The sequence below is a fragment of the Listeria cossartiae subsp. cossartiae genome, from assembly GCF_014224155.1.
GTDB classification, from domain to species: domain Bacteria; phylum Bacillota; class Bacilli; order Lactobacillales; family Listeriaceae; genus Listeria; species Listeria cossartiae.
On record NZ_JAASUI010000005.1, the window covers coordinates 1 to 20,359 of the forward strand.

18 protein-coding genes and 6 tRNA genes are annotated in these 20,359 nt (G+C 38.4%); 22 read left to right on the plus strand and 2 right to left on the minus strand.

What is annotated here, in order from left to right; all coding sequences use genetic code 11:
- Positions 1 to 3: 3 nt before the first annotated feature.
- The 9 genes from HCJ30_RS12515 (at position 4) to HCJ30_RS12555 (ending at position 3,031) form a co-directional block, all read left to right on the plus strand.
- Positions 4 to 77: transfer RNA gene (locus tag HCJ30_RS12515), tRNA-Trp, on the plus strand.
- Positions 78 to 92: 15 nt separating this feature from the next.
- Positions 93 to 165 (plus strand) — tRNA-His (locus tag HCJ30_RS12520).
- A gap of 29 nt (positions 166 to 194) precedes the next feature.
- Positions 195 to 266, plus strand: a tRNA-Gln gene (locus HCJ30_RS12525).
- A gap of 5 nt (positions 267 to 271) precedes the next feature.
- Positions 272 to 343 (plus strand) — tRNA-Gly (locus HCJ30_RS12530).
- A 20-nt stretch (positions 344 to 363) separates the two neighbouring features.
- Positions 364 to 437 (plus strand) — tRNA-Cys (locus HCJ30_RS12535).
- Between the two features lie 45 nt (positions 438 to 482).
- Positions 483 to 566 (plus strand) — tRNA-Leu (locus tag HCJ30_RS12540).
- Positions 567 to 733: 167 nt separating this feature from the next.
- The gene (locus HCJ30_RS12545) at positions 734 to 928 is read left to right on the plus strand and encodes a hypothetical protein (protein WP_185392424.1); all 195 of its coding nucleotides are present in this window, start codon (positions 734 to 736) and stop codon (positions 926 to 928) included.
- Positions 929 to 949: 21 nt separating this feature from the next.
- A complete protein-coding gene (locus tag HCJ30_RS12550) occupies positions 950 to 1,420 on the plus strand; it encodes a macro domain-containing protein (RefSeq protein WP_185392425.1) in 471 nt (156 codons plus the stop codon).
- 96 nt (positions 1,421 to 1,516) lie between these two features.
- The gene (locus HCJ30_RS12555) at positions 1,517 to 3,031 is read left to right on the plus strand and encodes a helix-turn-helix domain-containing protein (RefSeq protein ID WP_185392426.1); all 1,515 of its coding nucleotides are present in this window, start codon (positions 1,517 to 1,519) and stop codon (positions 3,029 to 3,031) included.
- A gap of 8 nt (positions 3,032 to 3,039) precedes the next feature.
- Here the strand turns inward: HCJ30_RS12555 and gad are convergent, their stop codons facing one another.
- Both gad and gadC read right to left on the minus strand, forming a co-directional pair.
- Positions 3,040 to 4,434 (minus strand): glutamate decarboxylase, encoded by a 1,395-nt coding sequence (gad, locus tag HCJ30_RS12560; protein WP_185392427.1) that lies wholly within the window; start codon positions 4,432 to 4,434, stop codon positions 3,040 to 3,042.
- Between the two features lie 12 nt (positions 4,435 to 4,446).
- Complete coding sequence (gene gadC, locus HCJ30_RS12565; protein WP_185392428.1) at positions 4,447 to 5,970, minus strand: glutamate/gamma-aminobutyrate antiporter; 1,524 nt, start codon at positions 5,968 to 5,970, stop codon at positions 4,447 to 4,449.
- Positions 5,971 to 6,361: 391 nt separating this feature from the next.
- On the opposite strand from gadC, the gene HCJ30_RS12570 reads away from it, so the two are divergent.
- From HCJ30_RS12570 to HCJ30_RS12630, 13 genes are all read left to right on the plus strand, one after another.
- A complete protein-coding gene (locus HCJ30_RS12570; RefSeq protein WP_003723817.1) occupies positions 6,362 to 6,832 on the plus strand; it encodes an Rrf2 family transcriptional regulator in 471 nt (156 codons plus the stop codon).
- A gap of 33 nt (positions 6,833 to 6,865) precedes the next feature.
- Positions 6,866 to 9,649 carry a YhgE/Pip domain-containing protein gene (locus HCJ30_RS12575; protein WP_185392429.1) on the plus strand — a complete coding sequence of 928 codons (2,784 nt, stop codon included), beginning with the start codon at positions 6,866 to 6,868 and terminating at the stop codon, positions 9,647 to 9,649.
- A 156-nt stretch (positions 9,650 to 9,805) separates the two neighbouring features.
- Entirely contained in the window at positions 9,806 to 11,116 is a 1,311-nt protein-coding gene (locus tag HCJ30_RS12580; RefSeq protein WP_230937391.1) for a PTS sugar transporter subunit IIC, read from the plus strand.
- A 19-nt stretch (positions 11,117 to 11,135) separates the two neighbouring features.
- The gene (locus HCJ30_RS12585; RefSeq protein WP_185392430.1) at positions 11,136 to 11,492 is read left to right on the plus strand and encodes a PTS sugar transporter subunit IIB; all 357 of its coding nucleotides are present in this window, start codon (positions 11,136 to 11,138) and stop codon (positions 11,490 to 11,492) included.
- Positions 11,492 to 11,806: a PTS sugar transporter subunit IIA gene (locus HCJ30_RS12590; RefSeq protein WP_185392431.1), complete on the plus strand. Its 315-nt coding sequence runs from the start codon at positions 11,492 to 11,494 to the stop codon at positions 11,804 to 11,806. The genes HCJ30_RS12585 and HCJ30_RS12590 overlap by 1 nt, the downstream gene beginning before the upstream one ends.
- A gap of 13 nt (positions 11,807 to 11,819) precedes the next feature.
- The gene (locus tag HCJ30_RS12595; protein WP_185392432.1) at positions 11,820 to 12,566 is read left to right on the plus strand and encodes a carbohydrate deacetylase; all 747 of its coding nucleotides are present in this window, start codon (positions 11,820 to 11,822) and stop codon (positions 12,564 to 12,566) included.
- A 16-nt stretch (positions 12,567 to 12,582) separates the two neighbouring features.
- Complete coding sequence (locus HCJ30_RS12600) at positions 12,583 to 14,496, plus strand: BglG family transcription antiterminator (RefSeq protein ID WP_185392433.1); 1,914 nt, start codon at positions 12,583 to 12,585, stop codon at positions 14,494 to 14,496.
- Between the two features lie 19 nt (positions 14,497 to 14,515).
- Positions 14,516 to 15,823: a family 4 glycosyl hydrolase gene (locus HCJ30_RS12605; RefSeq protein ID WP_185392434.1), complete on the plus strand. Its 1,308-nt coding sequence runs from the start codon at positions 14,516 to 14,518 to the stop codon at positions 15,821 to 15,823.
- A gap of 122 nt (positions 15,824 to 15,945) precedes the next feature.
- Positions 15,946 to 16,791: a Cof-type HAD-IIB family hydrolase gene (locus tag HCJ30_RS12610; protein WP_185392568.1), complete on the plus strand. Its 846-nt coding sequence runs from the start codon at positions 15,946 to 15,948 to the stop codon at positions 16,789 to 16,791.
- 45 nt (positions 16,792 to 16,836) lie between these two features.
- The gene (locus HCJ30_RS12615) at positions 16,837 to 17,568 is read left to right on the plus strand and encodes a glucosamine-6-phosphate deaminase (RefSeq protein ID WP_185392435.1); all 732 of its coding nucleotides are present in this window, start codon (positions 16,837 to 16,839) and stop codon (positions 17,566 to 17,568) included.
- 15 nt (positions 17,569 to 17,583) lie between these two features.
- Positions 17,584 to 18,114 (plus strand): HdeD family acid-resistance protein, encoded by a 531-nt coding sequence (locus HCJ30_RS12620; protein WP_185392436.1) that lies wholly within the window; start codon positions 17,584 to 17,586, stop codon positions 18,112 to 18,114.
- 189 nt (positions 18,115 to 18,303) lie between these two features.
- A complete protein-coding gene (locus tag HCJ30_RS12625) occupies positions 18,304 to 18,915 on the plus strand; it encodes a hypothetical protein (protein WP_185392437.1) in 612 nt (203 codons plus the stop codon).
- Between the two features lie 200 nt (positions 18,916 to 19,115).
- Positions 19,116 to 20,357: an MDR family MFS transporter gene (locus HCJ30_RS12630; RefSeq protein ID WP_185392438.1), complete on the plus strand. Its 1,242-nt coding sequence runs from the start codon at positions 19,116 to 19,118 to the stop codon at positions 20,355 to 20,357.
- Positions 20,358 to 20,359 lie beyond the last annotated feature (2 nt).

Sequence of the window (20,359 nt, forward strand, 5' to 3'; positions counted from 1 at the left end):
TATAGGGGCATAGTTTAAAGGTAGAACTGAGGTCTCCAAAACCTCCAGTGTGGGTTCGATTCCTACTGCCCCTGCCATATATTAAAATAATGGCGGATGTGGCGAAGTGGTTAACGCACCTGATTGTGGTTCAGGCATTCGTGGGTTCGATTCCCATCATCCGCCCTTTTTGTTTTTAAGTCTAATATAATTGTTGGGCCATAGCCAAGCGGTAAGGCAACGGACTTTGACTCCGTCATGCGTTGGTTCGAATCCAGCTGGCCCAGTTAATGCGGAAGTAGTTCAGTGGTAGAACATCACCTTGCCAAGGTGGGGGTCGCGGGTTCGAACCCCGTCTTCCGCTTTATAAATTGAACATTGTGCGGCGCCATAGCCAAGTGGTAAGGCAGAGGTCTGCAAAACCTTTATCACCGGTTCAAATCCGGTTGGCGCCTCCATTTGCATAATTAATGTTTTAAAGTTATAATTTATTATATTGTTACGCCGGCGTGGCGGAATTGGCAGACGCGCTGGACTCAAAATCCTGTGCCCGCAAGGGCGTGCCGGTTCGACCCCGGCCGCCGGTATACTATGATACCAACGTTTCTAACGATTCGTTGGTATTTTTTTAGTTCAAAGGTGGATTCTATTTGAAAGTTGTGTTATAAATAGAGTTGGTAAATACCCATTTTAAATATTCTCAAAAATAGATTACAAAAATGGGCAAATTATTTTTCTTGATCAAAGTGGTCTTTTGAAAGAAGATATTTTACAAGTCCAATATCCAGATGATTTGCTATTAGATGTTGGGTTTTATGGGAAGCAATACAAAATTTTTGTAATAAAGAATTTGAATTGGGAAGAACCTATTGTAGTTTGTACAGCAGTAGATTTTAATGATATGTTGCGAAAAGTACAAAAAGTAATTATTGAGTTAAGCAATACATAAAAAATTGACAGAGGTGACGAAATGACACAGATTACTTATTTAAATGGCGATGCAACAAATCCTGTGGCTAAAGGAAATAAAATTATTGCACATATTTGTAATGATGTAGGTGGTTGGGGAAAGGGCTTTGTTTTAGCTATTTCGAGAAAGTGGAAAGAACCTGAAAAAGCTTATAGAAAATGGTATAAAGATAAGAATGATTTTGAGCTGGGAGAAGTTCAACTAATTCCAGTGACTGAGTATATCAGCGTTTGCAACATGATTGGGCAGAAAGGAATTAAAACAGGCTCAAAAGGTGCGCCTATTCGATATGAAGCGGTGGAAAGCTGCTTAGAAAAATTAGGTGAAATGGCGAAAGAGCAACAAGCGAGTATTCATATGCCGAGAATTGGGTGTGGATTAGCTGGTGGGAAATGGGAAGTTATCGAACCTATTATCAGAAAAACACTCATAGATAACGGTATTGAAGTCTATGTTTATGATTTTGATTAAGAATGGAATGATTTCCATTTGCATTTATATGTGATTTTTTTAACAAGTGAAAGGCAGATAGCTGTTATTGATTAATCTTTTACGGAGAGGATAGTTATGCTTACGAATTATATTGAAAAGGATATCAAAAGGAAATGTTTGATTTGTGATTTTCTACTTAAGAATAAGCATACGAATTTAGATGAAATTGCGGAATGTATGGGGACCTCGCGGGTGACGGTAAGGTCAGATATTCATGCGTTGAATGAGGAATTGGATGACTTGATTGTTATCCAGATGAAAGAATGTGCGGATGATTGGGTGTATCGGTGTCAGTTGCAAAATGGGGCGACGGAGCGGAAAGTTTTGTATAAGTTGTATGATAACTCGATGTTTTTGAAATGTGTGGCTTTTTTTGTTACGAATGTGGAGGAGCATAAGTTTACTGATTTTATGGATGCTTATTTTATTTCTCATTCGCATGCGTATCGGTTGAAGCATAAGGTAGAGGAGTTTCTTCGGGAAATTGATTTGAGGCTTGAGAATAATCGGATTACTGGGAAAGAGTACCGGGTTAGATATTTGATTGCGCTTTTGCAGGCGGAATATGGTGTGGATATTTATCCACTTTTGGATGAAGAAAAGAAATTGATTGATGACTTTATGGCGACTTTGAATTTGCGGATTAATATTGATTCATTGGCGCATAATGCGGAAGGTCATGCATATTTTCGGTCGCTGATTTCGATGGTATTTAAAAGGGATATTCCGACCAGTGCGATTATTTTGGATGAACAGTGTCAGAAATATATTGAGTCTTCGAGGTTTCTTGATATGGTTCGAAAAAGTAGTAAGGAAACGCTCGAAAAGGGACTTGGCACGGAGTTTTCGTATAATGATTATTTGTATTTGATGTTGATTTATTATTCGACTAATTTTAGTATTATTGATGCTTCGATGAAAAAAGTGGAGCTCGAACAGTTTAATGAATTGATCTTGAAAAATGAGGATTTGCAGTCTTTGATTGATTTGTTTGAGGAATATTTTGGTGAGGAAGTTGTGAATCACTCGCTTTTTCGGGCGGCTCTTTGTTATTTTTTGAAGAAGACGTTGTTTAACTTGCAGGGGCTTATTCCGAGTAATGAGCGGTTGTTGGATAAGAAGTATCAGCCACTTTACTTAGTTGTGAAAAGTGTATTGGAGCGTTGGAATGAGGCGAGTGGGCGGCGGACGTTGTTGAGTGATTCGCATATTAATTATTTGACGATTCATTTATATCCGCTTATTTATAAATGGAATAATCCGGTGCAAATTTGTATTTTTTCGTTTAATTTGATTAATTTTGAGTCGTGTAAGTTTCAGGTGGAACAGGAGCTTGGGCGGAAGGTGACGGTGCATGAGACGATGTTTAATTCAGTGGATGAGTTAAATAAAGTTTTAGCGGAGTCGAGTGAGCCGACCATTGTGCTATGTCATCCGAACTGTGAAATGGAATTGAAGGAAGTAGTGCAAGGGGTGATTATTCCGATTTCATTGGCGTTTTTTGATCGAGATTTAGAAGATTTGGAAAGTGCGATTCAGTCGCTTAGAATAAAAGAACATGAAAAAAGGCTAGCCTATTTGAGGGGCTAGCCTTTTTCTTAGTGTGTGAAGCCGTGGACGCCGGATTGTTGGGAATCGTGGAAAAGAATGTGGGCGTTGTTTAGTTCTTCGATGGACGCTTGGAAGTCTTGGATGAACTCTTCTGCCATATTAAAACCGAGGTCGGCGCGGCAGACGTAACGTTGGATGATGATATTTTCCAGATTTTTTGGTAGTGGGTATGCGGGAACTTGCCAGCCGCGCATTTGGAGGCGGTCCGCTAAATCGTATAATGTCCATTTTACATTGGCGTCGTCTTTTAGTTTATAGCAGACGATTGGTAAATGGGAACCGTCGTTGTATATGTCGAAGTAGCCGGTTTGTTCGACTGCGTGTGCAAGGTATTGTGCGACGTCGCTAGTTTTTTGGTGAATGGTGCGGTAGCCTTCGAAACCGTAGCGTAAGAAATTATAGTATTGGCCGATAATGTGGCTGGCGCTGCGGGAGAAATTGATTTGCATGGTTGGCATTTCTCCACCAAGGTAGCTGACTTTAAAGATGAGTTCTTCCGGTAGGTAGCTTTCATCTTTCCAAAGGACCCAACCGATACCTGGATAAACGAGGCCGTATTTGTGACCGGAAGTATTGATTGAGATAACGTTTTTCAAGCGGAAGTCCCAGATGATGTCAGGTTCGACAAATGGGGTGAAGAAACCACCGCTTGCTGCATCGACGTGAATGTAGACTTTGTAATCGGTTTTGCTATTGTATTCTTCTAGTTTTTCGTTGAGAGCGTAAATGTCGTCGTAGCGGCCGGTGTAAGTAATGCCGAGGATGCCGACCACGCCGATTGTATATTCATCGACGTAATCAAGGACTTGGTCGGTATTGAGTTGCATGTGGTCTTTATCCATTGGAACAACGCGCATATCAATATCCCAGTAGACGCAGAATTTTTCCCAACAAACTTGGTAGCCGGATGAGATAACTAGATTTGGTTTTTGGGCATAAATATCAAGACCAAGTTTTTCCGCGCGTTTTCTCCAAGCAAATTTCATCGCCATTCCGCCAAGCATGCAAGCTTCACTAGAGCCAATTGTCGAAGTCCCCATGAATTTTTGATCCTTAGGTGCATGCCATAAGTCGGCGATAATATTAACGCAGCGATTTTCTAATTCGGCTGTTCTTGGGTACTCCGATTTATCGATGGCATTTTTTTCTAAGGTTTCGGACATTAATTTGGTTGCTTCGTCCTCCATATAGGTTTGGCAAAAAGTAGCTAGGTTTTGGCGCGCGGAACCTTCATCTAAAAGTTCGTCTTTTACTAAACGATAGGCAATTCGAGGTTCGAGTGGTTCTTTTCCGAGAGTGTATTTAGGGATATCACGATCCTCTGCACTTGATCCGAAAACGGGTTCTAAATAACTTTCTTGATTTTCTTTACTATATAACATGATTTTTTCCTCCTATAATTTGTCTTGATTCATAATATGTTTTTCGTCGGGATTAATAATGTGTTCGCCGCGAGCTCTTGGATGGGTGAATTTATTGATGTCGCTTGCGCCTAAATGCGTAATATCTTTTGGTGTGATGTCTTTTTTATCGTGCACGGCGTAGATGATAAATGGAATTAGCACGGTGACGATAAAGCTAATCGATAAGATAACAATGTAGGTCATATCGCTTTTTGCGGCGATAGATGCTGGTGGAACAAATGAGATACATAAAGCGAAAACGGATGTTACTAAGCCGATTAGCGCCACAATCACTTTAACAATTTTGCCACCAGGGATTTGGTAAGTGCGTTTTAAGCTCGATTTTTTGAAAATAAGTACTAAATAACCGATGAAAAAGAGTAAATAGCCGACTAAATAAATGACAACGGTTAAGGAAATTGCGGTTAGGAAGGATAAATTATTTCCGCCACCACCAAATGTGAGAATTGCTGCCCAAATGGTCACTACGATACCTTGAACCATAATTAGTGGGACAGGGACGCCGTGTTTATTTACTTTTTTCATTTTTTCGGGAAGTAAGCCTTGTTCGGCTGCAGTGTACATGCCGCGTGATGGACCGACTACCCAGGCACTGACTTCACCCATGACGCCTAGCGCAATCATTATCGCGATTAGTTTTACTGCCCAACCTAAGCCGGAACCAAAATGTAAAATTAATGCTTGGAATGTTTGCACGACGCCGGAGCTGAGGGATAAATCTTTTAAAGGTAACACAGCGGAGATAGTTAAGCCGCCGATTGTATTCAGCGCGATCGCCAAAATAACGAGCATAATCATTGCTAGTGGATAATCGCGTTTTGGGTTGGTCATTTCATTGACGTGGCTCGCGGAAGCTTCAACACCCATGTAAGCGAGTATAAATGACACGAAGATGACTAATGTTGAAGCTTTTGAGAAATCCGGGATAAACGCCTCTTTGGAAAAAGTGACATGAAGGGGATTTCCGCCAGCAACGTAAGCAATACCTAAAATAAATAAAATAATTGCTGGGATGAGAATACCGATAATAAAACCAAATTTCGCGATTTTAGCTGTGTTTTTCGTACCGCCTAATTGGGAAAAAGTAAGTCCCCAAAAGATAACTAACACACCGATAAATTTAATAAAAGGATTCGATTCGAGTGCGGGAAAATCAAATACGTAGGATAGCGCGCCGAGAATAAAGTAAATCATTGTCACGAATCCGACCGTTATTTGAAACCACTGAAAGAAGATCGCGGCAAAACCGAAACGTTCCCCGAGTGTATTTCCGACCCAAGAAAAAATACCGCCTTCTTGCCAACCATCCACCGTCGCCATTTCTGCTGCACATAAAGCGACAGGCAAAAACCATAAAAATCCGCCAAGAAGTAGGAAAAAAACTAGATGAAAGCCGGAAGTGGCAAATGTTGGATATTCATAAACTGTCATAACCATCGAAGCCGTAATGGCGAAAAATCCGAATAAGGTTAAAGACTTTGCTTGTTTAGACATTGTATGTTACCTCCCAATTTTTTGTTTGCAAAAATACAACTAAACGAAGCTATAAGTAATTAGAATGATGCTTAATTAATGGTAAATGTGATTTTTTTGGAACATCATCAGTTAACACGAGAAAAGCACCTCCTAAGTAATTGTTTGTTGGAACATGTATAAGGTTAGCACGTTTGTTTTCGAAAATTATTCCAGTTTTTTTCTTAGCTAAGGAAAATTTTTGAGACAATGCTTATAGTTGTTCTATTCGCAGCAAACGCATTCATTAAATTTTTTTCCATTTTTAGTAAAAAACTCTTGCACTTTAAAAAAAATGGGTGTATTGTATATAGATGTTAAATGTCCATTAAGGATATTGAAAGGTAATAATGGGAAGAGGGAGGATTTAATGATGAAGTTGAGCAAAAGTATGGACCAGGTATTTTGTATTATGACGATGTTGTACACCCAGAAGGTAGATGTTCCCATTTCTTCCGTAACTATTCATCACCGTTTGCGTGATTCGTCACCGTCTTACATTAGTAAAATTTTGAGAAAGTTAGTCGTTAGTGGGCTGATTAATTCCGTGTCAGGTAATAACGGCGGCTTCACACTTGCTAAAGACCCGGAGGAAATTAATTTGCTGGATATTGTAGAAGCAGTGGAAGGGAAAATCGATACATACCCAGATTCAGACTTAATCCACACGGTTTTCTCGGACTATCATGAATTTGCAGAATCCGGTATTCACACCATTACAAGTGCTTTTAGAAACGCTGATAAAGAATACGCTAATTATTTATACTCACAAAAATTATCTGTTTTAGTAGAGCAAGTGATTGGGAAAGAACGAACCACTATCATAGATTGGAACGAAGCGTAATAAATCTTTAAAAGAAAGAAGTGCGGTAATAAAATGGATATGGTAAAAAATGAGTGGAAAAAATTATTTAAAAACAAAATACTACTTTTATCATTTGTAGTTATTCTGTTTATTCCACTTTTATATGCAAGCTTTTTCTTAAAATCCGTCTGGGATCCGTACGGCAAAACAGGGGATTTACCAGTAGCGGTAGTTAACAATGACAAACCGGTTGATTATAATGGTCAAACGATGGATGTTGGCGATCAGTTAGTCACAAAACTGAAAAGCAACAAAGAACTCGATTGGAATTTTCTTTCCAAAGAAGATGCGGAACAAGGCTTAAAAGATGGCAAATATTATATGGTTGTCACAATTCCAAAAGATTTCTCTAAAAATGCAGCATCCGTTTTAGATAAAGATCCGAAAAAAATGGAACTATCCTATAAAACAAACGGCTCGCTGAACTATTTAGGTCAAGTCGTGAGTGAACAAGGAGCCAAACAACTGAAAAGCGAGGTTTCCGCTGAAGTAACAAAATCCTACGCGGAAGCAATTTTCGATAAAATTAAAGAGTCAGGTGAGGGATTCGCCCAAGCTGCAGATGGCTCTGGAAAAATTAAAGATGGCCTCGTGAAATCACAAGAAGGTAATAAAACTATTTCAACCAACTTAAAAACGCTCGCAGATAGCTCTTTAACATTCAAAGATGGCGCTAATACACTAGAAGTTGGCTTGAAAACTTATACAGATGGCGTGAACACTGCAGCAGCTGGTGGGGATAAACTAAACGCGGGTGTTTCGACACTTGCAGCTGGTGTAGGACCACTGAAAGACGGTGTGGCTGCACTTGACGGCGGGGCAACAAAATTATCAAATGGAGTTTCTACTTATACATCAGGCGTAGACACTTTAGCAGGTGGAATTAATCAAGCGTACACAGGATCTACTGCCTTATCTGCTGGACTGAACAAAATGAACGGCAGTGTACCGGCTCTAGCATCTGGTGTCACACAACTAAATGATGGTCAAAAAAGTCTGGCAACCGGCTTAGATTCACTCGTTGCTGGTAGCGACAAACTTTCAGCAGGACTAAAAGAATTAGATGGCAATTTAACCGATCCACAAGGCAAAATTGCGCAACTAAAACAAGGTATGAACGACTTACAACAAGGAATCGACCAGTTAAATCAAAGTGTAAACGGAGAAGATGCAGCACTTGCTAAACAGCTGGAAGCACTGCAAAAAAGTTTAACTGATTTACAAAGTGGTTTAACATTTATTAAATCCAATGCGAACTTCGATGCTGAAGCGATTAAAACAAAAATTAATGCAACAGCCGGCGTAAGCGCAGAAGATAAACAAAAAATCATTGATGCGATTCAAGCCGATTTAGATAAAGAAACACAAAAATCTGCCACTCAAGTAGCGACAGTAGAACAATTACAAAGCGGTTTATCAGGTCTTGATTTGGCAGCACTGCAAACACAAGTCAAAGAATTACAAACTGGTGTAGCGAAAATTTCTGCTGGTTACAAGACAGTTCACGGTGGAACAAACGAAGCATTCAACAGCATTCACCAAGCGATTAACGGCTCTGGTAGCCAAACATTACTCGGTGGTGCGAACCAACTAACTGCTGGACTAAAATCAGCACAAGCCGGTAATTCGAAATTAGTTGCTGGAACGAACCAACTGAACAGCCAAATTCCAACGCTAACTTCTGGCGTCGGTCAACTAGCTGCTGGTAGCGCCAATATGGAAAATGGTTTAAGCCAGCTAAATGATGGCGGTAATAAACTTGCAAGCAATTCAGCGGCATTACGTTCTGGGGCAACAGAGTTACAAGGCGGAACAAACCAATTAGCCGCTAAAGTACCAACACTAGCTGGCGGAGTGAATCAACTACAAGCAGGTTCAAGCCAATTAGCAGGTGGTCTAAACCAATTATCAGCGAACTCACCAAAACTAGTTTCAGGCGTAGGGCAACTCGCAGACGGATCTTCTAAAATTGCCGATGGTTCTTCTAAACTAGCGAACGGTTCCTTCCAATTAGGCGATGGACTAACTAAATTAACAGACGGAAGCACAGAATTAACAGACAAACTTGCAGATGGAGCACAACAAGTAAAAGATACAAAAGCAACCGATAAAACATTCAACATGATTGCCGCTCCAACTAAACTCGCACATAATGAATATACACATGTAAGTAACTATGGTCACGCATTAGCACCATATGTGTTATCACTTGCTTTATACGTTGGCGCACTAGTGTTCAACTTCATTATGCCAATCAGACGTGTTTCAATGGAAGGTCAACCAGCCTATAAATGGTGGTTAAGTAAACTATCACTTGGTTTTGTCGCAGCTGTTGCGATGGCACTACTTGAAGGTGGCATCATGATTGCACTAGGACTAAGACCAGATAGCATCGTTGAATTCTTTGGAACAGCAATTATTACTGCACTTGCATATATGTTCCTTATCATGCTCCTTGCGATGACATTTGATAATCCAGGACGTTTCATCGCGATGGTATTACTCATTGTTCAATTAGCGGGATCAGGCGGAACATTCCCAATGCCGCTTACTGGATGGTTCTTCAACTTAATCCATCCGTTCCTACCAATGACTTACTCGATTTATGCCTTTAGAGAGTCGCTGGCAGCCGGCATGGGACCAAATGTATACAGTATGTCAATGCTCGTTCTTACAATTATCATGATTGCATGTGTTGGCTTACTATATCTATCCATGAGCCACTTGAAAAAACGTCATGATGCGCACGAATCAGCATTAGATGATAATCAAAAATTAATGGCTTTAGAAAACTAAAATAGTGAAATCCTTATAAAGTAGCTACTACTTTATAAGGATTTTTTTGTATTTAAAAGAAAGTGGCTAACGATTTCCTATGCTTAGGAAATAAGAATAATTGTGAGGTTTTTTTGTATGCGCTATCATAAGGTTATAACAGCTTAGGGAAAGGAAATGAAATTAATGAAAGCATTAGAACGATTTCTGTCAAAATGGCTATTACCATTTGCAAAAGTTTTAGAAAGTAACACCCAGATGAAGGCAATACGTCAAGGAATGATGGCATTAGTACCAATTACTTTAGTTGGTGCTGTACCTGTATTATTCCAACAATTAGGCGGAATTCCAAAATTGCCTAGTTGGATCGCATCTGTTGCCGCGTATATTAACAACATTACCTCACCGATTTATTTTGCTACATTCGGTTTGATGTCTGTGTATGTTGCTGTTTTTGTTGCCTATTACTATGCCAAGGAACGTAACTTATGGGACATTGGTGCAATTGTTACAGCTTTAATGAGCTTTGTAGTTGTTGCTGTACGACCTCTTGAAACTGGCGGAAGTGATGTTACTTATCTTGCCGGTGAAGGAATTTTTGTCGCGTTAGTTATTAGCTTATTATCCGTAGAAATTCTGCACATTTTTAAAAACAAACTGAAATTTACTATTAATTTAGGGCAAGGTGTTCCAACGCCGATTTTACGCTCTTTTGAAAACCTATGGCCGATTTTATTCTCCGTTTTAATCATTGCTATTTTAAGTTTCGGGGTGGAATCACTTAGCGGTATTCGTGTCGTTGCGTTGATTCAAACATTATTCTCGCCACTAACTTCACTTGTAAATACGCTACCTGGTATTATGTTAATCATTTTTATTCAACAACTTTTATGGTGGTTTGGTATTCATGGTTATTCTGTAATGGCGCCAGTTTGGCTTAGTGTCGCTTTCCAAAATGTAGACGCAAACGCAGCTGCACTTGCAAAAGGAGAGCCACTTTCTTCCATGCTTATTTTTACACCTGACTTCATGTGGAGTATCGTTGGTGTAACAGGGGCTGGGGTGACCGGAGCACTGGTCGTTATCATGATGTTCTCTAAATCGAAACGCTATAAAACGCTTGGTAGATTAGCATTACTTCCAACATTCTTCAGCATTAATGAGCCAGTAATGTTTGGTGTTCCAATTGTATTAAACCCGAGATTCTTCATTCCAATGATGGTGGCACCTCAAATTGCTGCACTGATTGGTTGGTTCTCTATCAAATTAGGACTAATGAATCCATTTACGATGGTTTCTCCGTATGTTCCAGTTCCAATCGGCGCGATTATCGCTTCATTTGACTGGAGATATGTAATCGTACTTGGCTTAATCTTGATTTGCTCAGCACTTATTTACTATCCATTCTTTAAACTTGCAGAAAAAGAGGCGCTTACGCAAGAAAACAGCGGTGATTTGGAAGCTAGTTTAGATGATTTCGATTTTTAAGTAGGAAAGGACGATAGTTATGAAAATTATGTTAGTATGTTTTGGCGGATTATCCACTTCTATTTTAGTAAAAAAAATGGAAGAAGCTATTGCCGCGTCAGAAAAATTTAAAGATAAAGGTATTACAATTGAAGCTTGGGGTAAAGATGAGTATTCGGATCACCTAGACAACGTATCGATTGTTTTACTTGGACCACAATTGTCAATGGCTTACGAGCAAGTAATCGAAACAACAAAAGAACGAGGTTTAAATGTGCCTGTTGAGGTTATTGATAAAGAAGACTATGGAAATATGAATGCAGTTCCAATTCTTATCGCTGCTTTCAAAAAAATTAAAGAAGCTGGTACGACTTCATTTACGACGGAGGGGAACTAATGGAAGGCACAGAATTACAATCATTTAAAATCATTTCAAGTGCTGGAGATGCGTCTTCCTTGTTCCTAAAAGCAATCCAACATGCGGAAAAAAGTGAATTTGATAAAGCGGAAGAATGTATCGAGCAAGCGAATCAGTCTTTAAGAGATGCGCATCACGTACAAACAGCTCTTATTCAAGAAGAATCTGGTGGCGATGCTAAAGAAGTTTCTCTACTCCTTATTCATGCGCAAGATCATTTAATGAATGCTTTCGTTTACTGCGATCTAGTAAAATCAGTGCTTAATTTGTATAAGCGCTTGGACGAAAAGTAAGGAGAGAGCAACAATGAAGTTAATTATAAATGCAGATGACTTTGGATTCACACGTGCTATCAACTACGGAATTATCGATGCGCATAATTTAGGTGTGCTCACTTCAACGACCTTAATGGTTACGATGCCAGCATTTGAACATGCCGTGGAGCTATCTAAACAAACACCAACACTTGGAATTGGTTTACATCTCAATTTAACACTTGGGAAACCAATGACAAATGGCGCATCTTTAGTTGATGAAACTGGTGAAATGATTAAGCCAAAATTTATTACGCCGGATTATCCGTATGTTGAAGAAGAAGTTTACCAAGAGTTTAAAGCGCAGTACCAAAGATTCGTTCAATTTATGAAGAAAAAGCCAAGTCATCTAGATAGTCATTTATTCTCAACGGATATTTATCAAGCGGCGAGTAATGCTGCGAAACGGCTTGCGGAAGAAGTGGGTATTCCGCTCCGAAATCACGATACTAATGGATTTGAACATGTAGAATTTATGTGGGAAAAGCCACTTGAAATTCCGTATGGAGCATATGAAAACTTAGATTATATTTATGATTATGCGTCTTCCATTTTATGTTATGATTATGTAGAAATCATGACTCATCCTGGTTATCTTGATAGTTTTATTCTGGAAAATTCGACATTTTCAACGCCGCGCGCGAATGAATTAGAAAGTTTGATTTCCACAAGAATGCGCCAGTTTATTAATGACAATATTGTAGAATTAATTTCCTATCATGATATTCCAAAAAAATGAAATAGGTGATTAAAAAATGCTTAATCAACGTCAAAAAAACATTTTAAGTACATTGTATAATGAAAATAATTGGCTACTTGGGAAAAAATTAGCGGACTTATTCCGAATAAGTGATCGGACAATTAGAAATGATATACGTGTTATTAAAGAAAATTTAGGTGAGGATTTTATCTTTACGTCTAAAAAGTTGGGATATGCCTATAATATGGAAAAACCATTCCCATTTGACGTTGAGGAGCAAACCGGAGTCGAACAAAAACGAATTGCTCTATTAATTCAAAAATTACTTGTAGATGATGGAGTGGACCTTTATGAATTTGCAACAGAAACGTTCACTTCTGAATCTACTATACAACGTGACATTCAGTGGCTACGCGGTTACTTTGAACAGCTGCTTGGCCTAGATGTTGTTATTCATTCGAGTGATGGGGTCTATGCAATTAGCGCCACACCACTAATGAAAATGGAATTATTAAACCGGATTGCGAGTTTTGATGATGCTTTGAAAATAGTGTTATTAACGAAATGCTTTCCGGAGATTAACCATGATAAAATCCGCCAAATCGTTTTGGCGGTGATGGATGAACACAAGCTAGTTTTAAAATATTTTGATGAAACTATTTTACTCGCGCAACTTATTTATGGTAGTGCGTTTTACCGAAAACATCCAGATTTACAGACAACTTTGGACATTCATAATCCGTTTTTACAACAACTTTTTGAGCGATTACAACAAGAGGGTTATGATGTTTCTACAGAAATGAAACAGTTTATCGTAGCGGCTCATGAGAAGATCGTTACGATGAATGCTTTTGAAGCAAAAGTTACGACCGAAATGGTGCTCGATGATGGTTTATATCAAGAAATTTTACTAGTTTTAGAAGAGATAAAACAGGTATATTTGATCGATTTTACGACTGATTTAGAAATAACGAGTGATATGACAAAACATATTTTTATTGCGCTTGAACGAGCTAAACGAGGTATCGTTATTAAAAATCAAGTTACCCATATCATTACGCAGCAGTACAGTTATTTACTTGATATTGCTATCTTTATTGGTGAAAAATTACTCGAACGTCTTGGGGTCATTTTGAATCAAGAGGAAATTATTTTATTAGTCATGTATTTGTATCAATATTACCGAAAAATAGAAGCTAGACACCAATTGAACCAAGTAGTACGAATTGCATTAATTGTTTTGGAAGGCAAGGCCGCACTGTATTACTTGCGTGAACAATTGGCAGAAGTTTTAAGAAGCGTCAATGTAGAAGTGATTGAAGTTACGGACAACGCGCAGTTTCAATTGTTATTATCGGAAAACATCGATGTCGATTTGTGCATTTCTACTAAAAAAGTAGATTTACCAGCAGAAGTCCCATGTATCGTTTTATCGGGTAATATCGGTTTAATTGAAGAAGTGACAATCAAAAAGCAACTTTCGGCAACGATGGAAGCGAATAAACAGAAGAAATTTGCCTATATTAAAGAGAAATATTTGCATGAAGAATTGTTTTTAACTAGCTATGAGTATGAGCAGAAATATCAAGCAATCGAAGTGCTCAGTCAATATTGTATTGATAAAAATTATGTGCCGGCTAGTTTTACAGAAAAATTATACAATCGCGAGCAACTCTTCTCGACGGCGATTCCGACAGGCATTGCGCTACCTCACCCGATTAAAAATGTCGCCAATAAAAGCGGTATCCTATTTTGCATTTTGAAAAAACCGTGTACGTGGGATACGCATAAAGTTAGCCTTATAACCATCCCGATGATTGAAGAATTAGATGGAACGGAAGCGCCACTCATTAATGATTTTTTGTCATTGATAGCATCGAATAAATCCTATGTAGAAAAAATAAGTGAGTGCGGGACATATGATCAATGCATAGCGTTACTACAGACTATTTATAACAACAACGATTAAGTATAAGGAGTGATTAGACATGAAAAAACAAATTATTACTATCGCCGGTGGTGGCAGTACTTACACACCTGGGATTATTCAAGCAGTACTAAATGGTCAAGAAAGATTGCCAGTTGCGGAAATTCGTTTATATGATATCGATGCAACCAGAAATGACAACATGTATTTAATCATTCAATACATGTTAGACCAACAAGGATTTTCTTCTATTAAATTAGTTCAAACATTAAGCCCGAAAGACGCATTTACTGGTGCAGACTTTATCTTCTCGCAAATTCGCGTTGGCGGACTTAAAATGCGTGAAAAAGATGAAAAAATCCCGTTGAAACATGGCTTAGTCGGACAAGAAACATGTGGACTTGGTGGGTTTTCATACGGACTACGCAGCATTGGTCCACTTTTAGAATTAGTTGGATATATTCAAAAGTATGCACCTGAAGCGTGGATTTTAAATTATACGAACCCGGAAACAATTATTTCTGAAGCAGTACGCAGACAATTCCCTGGTATTCAAATGATTAATGTTTGTGATATGACGATTGGAATTGAAGATACACTAGCAAAAAATTATGGTTACGACCGTGACAATTGGATTGCTACGTACTACGGTTTAAATCATTTTGGTTGGTATACAAAAATCTATGATAAATCCTTAAAACGTGACATTATGCCAGAACTATTAGAAAAACTAAAAGTACAAGAAATCAAAGAAGAAGATCCAAGTTGGAATCGTGCGTTCAACATGATTCGCTTCATGGTACAAAACTTCCCAGATAACTTACCGAATAACTATCTAGAATATTACTTGTATCCAGATATGTATGTGGATTACGCAGATCCAAACTATACACGTGCCAACACAGTCATGGATGGACGCGAACAAAAAACACATGAAATGGCAGAAAAAATCCGTAACAAAGCAAAAGGTGATGTTCTTGATTTCTACTTCGGTGTACACGGCTTATACATTGTAGATATCGCAACATCTTTGCTAAATGACGAGAAAAGTCGCTTTATGCTAATTGTAGAAAACAAAGGAGCGATTCCTAACTTACGTAGTGACGCAGTAGTGGAAGTACCAGCGTATGTGGGTGCGACTGGTGTGGAAGCAATTTCGTTACCTGCGATTGGCGATTTCCACAAAGGGATGATGGAAGCGCAAGTTGCTGCTGAAAAACTTTTAGTAGACGCATTCTTTGAAAATTCCTATCAAAAAGCTTTGCAAGCATTCACGCTTAACCAATCCGTACCAAATGCAACAGTTGCTAAAAAAGTGCTGGATGAAATGATTATTGAAAATGAAGCCTTTTGGCCAGTTTTAAAATAGTAGTTAAAGACATCGTATCGTGATGAAAATTCATGGTACGATGTTTTTTGTTGTGTAATGGGGCGCCTTCCCTGCAAAGAAATGCTATAATTAAACTATTAACGAGCGAAAAGAGGTATTGCATTATGAAAAAAATAGTATTTGTAGATGTAGACGGAACGCTTGTAAGTGATGATGGACTTGTTCCAGAATCAGCCAAAACAGCGATTATCCAAGCCCGCAACAACGGACATCAAGTATATTTATGCACAGGACGTTCAAAACCAGAACTATATGATACGATTTTATCGATTGGATTTGATGGTATTATTGGCGCTGGTGGCGGCTACATCGAAGTAGATGACGAAATCATTTACCATAAAAAAGTAGCAAATGAAGATGTGGTTCATATGGTAGATTTCTTTATGGAAAAAGAATTAGACTTTTATTTAGAATCAAACGGGGGCTTATTTGCGAGTCCGAATCTGGAAGCCCGTTTAGATAAATTAGTGTATGGTGATGTGGAAAATGACCCAATCGCACGCGAGAAAAAAATAAACAACCCACATCCGTTTGTCCAAGGTTTAACTTACGGCGAAACAAACCTGTATCGTACAGATGTGAATAAAGCTTGTTTCTTAGAAAATAAAGCTGTACCATTTGAAGAAATTAAAAATGAATTTAGCGGTAAATTTGAAGTAATGCATTGTACTGTGCCTATTTTTGGGGATGACAGTGGAGAATTAATGGTTCCAGATATTCATAAAGCGACGGCGATTGAATTCTTGCTCCAACATATTGGCGGCGATAAAAAAGCGACAATTGGTATTGGTGACGGCATGAATGACGCTGAAATGCTTGTATACTGCGAAACTGGTATTGCGATGGGGAACGCCAAAGAAGAATTAAAACAACTGGCGGATGATGTAACTAAATCAGTTGATGAAGATGGCCTATTTGCTAGTTTCCAAAAACACGGCTTGATTTAGAAATAATAGTTCGGGTAATGAAAACCTATAGAGGAGGATATTTTAATGAAGTTAATTAGAACAAAAACATACGAAGAAATGTCACAAGAAGCACTGGAAGTTGTCAAACAAGTGATTAATGCAAGTGATAACCCAGTCATCAATACTACAACAGGAGCAAGTTTTGATGGTATGTTCGAAGGGCTTGTCAAAGGGATTAATGCAGGCGAAATCCCAATCGAAAAAGTATTTTTAATGAATTTAGATGAGTATGTAGCGAAACGCGATGATTCTTTCACGGTTTACACCTACATGCACCAAAAATTCTATGATTTAATTACCAAAATGCCAAAAAGAGTAGAATTGTTAGATGGAAGTTTGGCTGATTTTACAGATGAAATTGCTCGATATAAGAAAATTTTGGCTGAAAACGAACGTGATTTACAAATTTTGGGCTTAGGAGTGAACGGGCATCTTGGCGCAAACGAACCAGGTACGCCATTTGACGCACGTTTGTTTTTAGCAGATAGCGATGAATCTACTATCAAAAGTACGATTATGTATAACAAGTTAAAAGAAGATGAAGCACCGTCCCAAATGCTTACACTTGGCTTAGCAGACATGATGGATGCGAAACAAATCTTAGTAACTGCTTCCGGTGAACGTAAAGCAGAAGCGGTCAAAGGGTTACTTGAAGGACCGATTGACGAAAGTTGCCCAGCATCAATTTTACGAAATCATCCGAATGTGGTCTTTATTATCGATGAAGCGGCAGGATCATTACTTACTAACCATTAAAAAAGGGGTGGAAACATGAGAAAGCTATACACATATTTCGTTTTAATTCTCGGTGTGGCGATGATTGGTCTTGGTATTTATTTGATGTTTAACCCAAGCACATCACTGCAAGCACTAACTATTTTTATTGGGATTATTTTAGTTTTAAATGGGATTAATGAAGTGATTTCTTATTTTGGCGAACGAAAATATTGGAGCATTTCCAAATGGATTATGCTAGATGGAATTCTATCTATCCTAGTTGGTGGATTTGCAATTTTTGAGTCAAATATGGCGGAACGTATTTTCATTATCATTTTTGCGATTTGGATTTTAGCATCCGCAATTTTACGAATCTTAACGGCTTTTGCTGTCAAAGGTTTTCCGGGGTGGACATTGTTACTTATTATGGGGATTATCGGACTAATTATTGCGGTCATTTCCTTGTTCACGAATACATTAGTTGCAATTGCGATTGGCATTATTCTTGGATTATTTTTCGTCTTCCAAGGAATTACCTGTCTATCACTTTGGTGGGTTATTCGAAAAGGTGAGTCTGGGAAATAATGAGGTATTTTTATATTAATTTCCAATAAAACGTTAAAAAAATAACATTGTAAAAAGTGTGTCAGTAATTTTGTCACAAAATGGACAAAAGAAGCGAGTAGATGGTTCTTTGAGAACTATTCACTCGCTTCTTTTTTATTATGATAAAGGGAGCTGCAATGGCGTAATGATTTTTAGGAGGCAAAACAAATGCAAGAAAAGTTTACTATGGAATTGATGCTTACTTTGACAAACGACCCAAGATTTCAAGAAGTAGCAGAACTAGTGTATTGGGACGAGGACGAAATCATTAACTGCCCAGAAAATAGTGAGTATGTTTACGCAATTGATGAAGGCAACGTAACACAATGTGCCGAGAGAAACAGTTCTTGGGGCAAAGGAAGTATCCTTGGCTTTACGCGAGAACAAACAACTATTAAACCACTTTGTAAAACTGTAGCATGGAAAATCCCCTTAATATACGTGGACGAAATATTGAAAACGATGGGCGACATGGATATAGCAGATTTAACTGCCGTAGAAATGAACTTTTTAGATAGAGGAGCAAATGACTGTATTCAGTGGTTCATTAAAGAAATGCCATTGAGACTGCACACTACCTCATGGAAAATTGCGCAAGATTTTTTCCGTCAAGAAATCATGCAAGTTGTCTCGAAAGAATTATGTGCTTTCCAAGTAAAGGAACTGAAAGAGCACGGCATTCTTTTTGAATTAGGCTATTATCTTGAAATAGATGTGGCAGAATTTCATAGCTATTTGAGAGATATAGCGTATGATAAAAGAGTAAAAAAAATTAATTGAAATATTTCCTATATTAGCACAGACAAATATTCAAATTCATAGTACACTTAGAAGTAACCATGATAGGGATTTATCACCAGTCCCTTATTAGCCACCAGCAAATTTTGCTAGGTGGTTTTTTGGTGAAATTTTTCTTTGCGAAAGTGGTTGGGTGTGATACCCTAAAAAAGGTGAGTTTTAATGAAGGGAAAGTGTAGGAAATGACAAAATGGTTACCAAAGGATTTATGGATTGTTATTATTGGAATGGTGTTACTATATACAGGGCTCTCGTTTATTTGGCCTTTTAATATGATTTATATGACACAAGAGTTAGGGATGTCGACAACGGATGCTTCATTAGTATTGTTGATTAATTCAGGTGTAGGAATTATTTCTAGCATTATCGGTGGACTTATTTTCGACCGTTTTTCTGGTTTTATTTCGCTTACGATTGGCACGATTATTTTAGTGCTTTCAACGGCTTCGCTATGCTTCTTTCACGGATTTCCGTTCTTTATTTGGAATTTATGGGCGGTTGGAATCGCGATGGGAATGGTGTTTTCAGGACTTTATGCGGCGGCGGGGTTAACACATCCGACTGGCGGAAGAACTGGGTTTAATGCGATTTATGTGGCGCAAAATATCGGCGTTGCTATCGGGCCACTACTTGCGGGACTTTTAGCTAAACAAGGAATGAGTCATGTTTATATCGGTTCGTTTGTCTTTGCGATTGCTTTTGCGGCCTATTTTTTCTTTTATTTCCATAAGATTGACTGGAAATCTGAAAACGTCAGCGCTGAGACGAAACATCGTAAAAAAGGAGCAAAACGAGAATTTCCGACAAAGCTCGCGCTGTGCTCTTTTGTGCTATTATTGCTGACATACTTGCTTTGCCAATTACCGCACGTGCAGTGGCAGTCGAATCTATCTACTTATATGACAGAAATAAAAGGTGTGACATCTAGCGAATACGGTAATTTATGGAGCTTAAATGGAGCACTTATTGTACTGGGACAACTAGTTTTAATCCCGGTTGTTAACAGATTTAAAAAGTACTTATTAGCGCAAATTTATATTGGTATTTTATTATTTATTTTATCGTTTGTTGTCGCAATGAATGCAAGCGTGTATAGCGGATTTGTGTTGGGAATGACTTTCTTAACTATTGGTGAAATGTTTGCTTGGCCAGCGATTCCAACAATTGCTTATCAACTCGCACCAAAAGGAGCAGCTGGTTTGTATCAAGGGCTAGTGAACGGTATGGCAACAGCAGCTAGAATGCTCGCACCATTTTTAGGCGCAATTGTAGTTCAACATCTTGGCGGCATTAAAGCTTTATTCATTGGCGCATTTATTTTACTAGGATGCGCGCTAATCAGCATCACACTACAACAAATTTTACAGAAAAAGGATCAACAAGAAAAAGCAGCCTTGAAAATTTCCATTAATCAGGGGGAATAAAT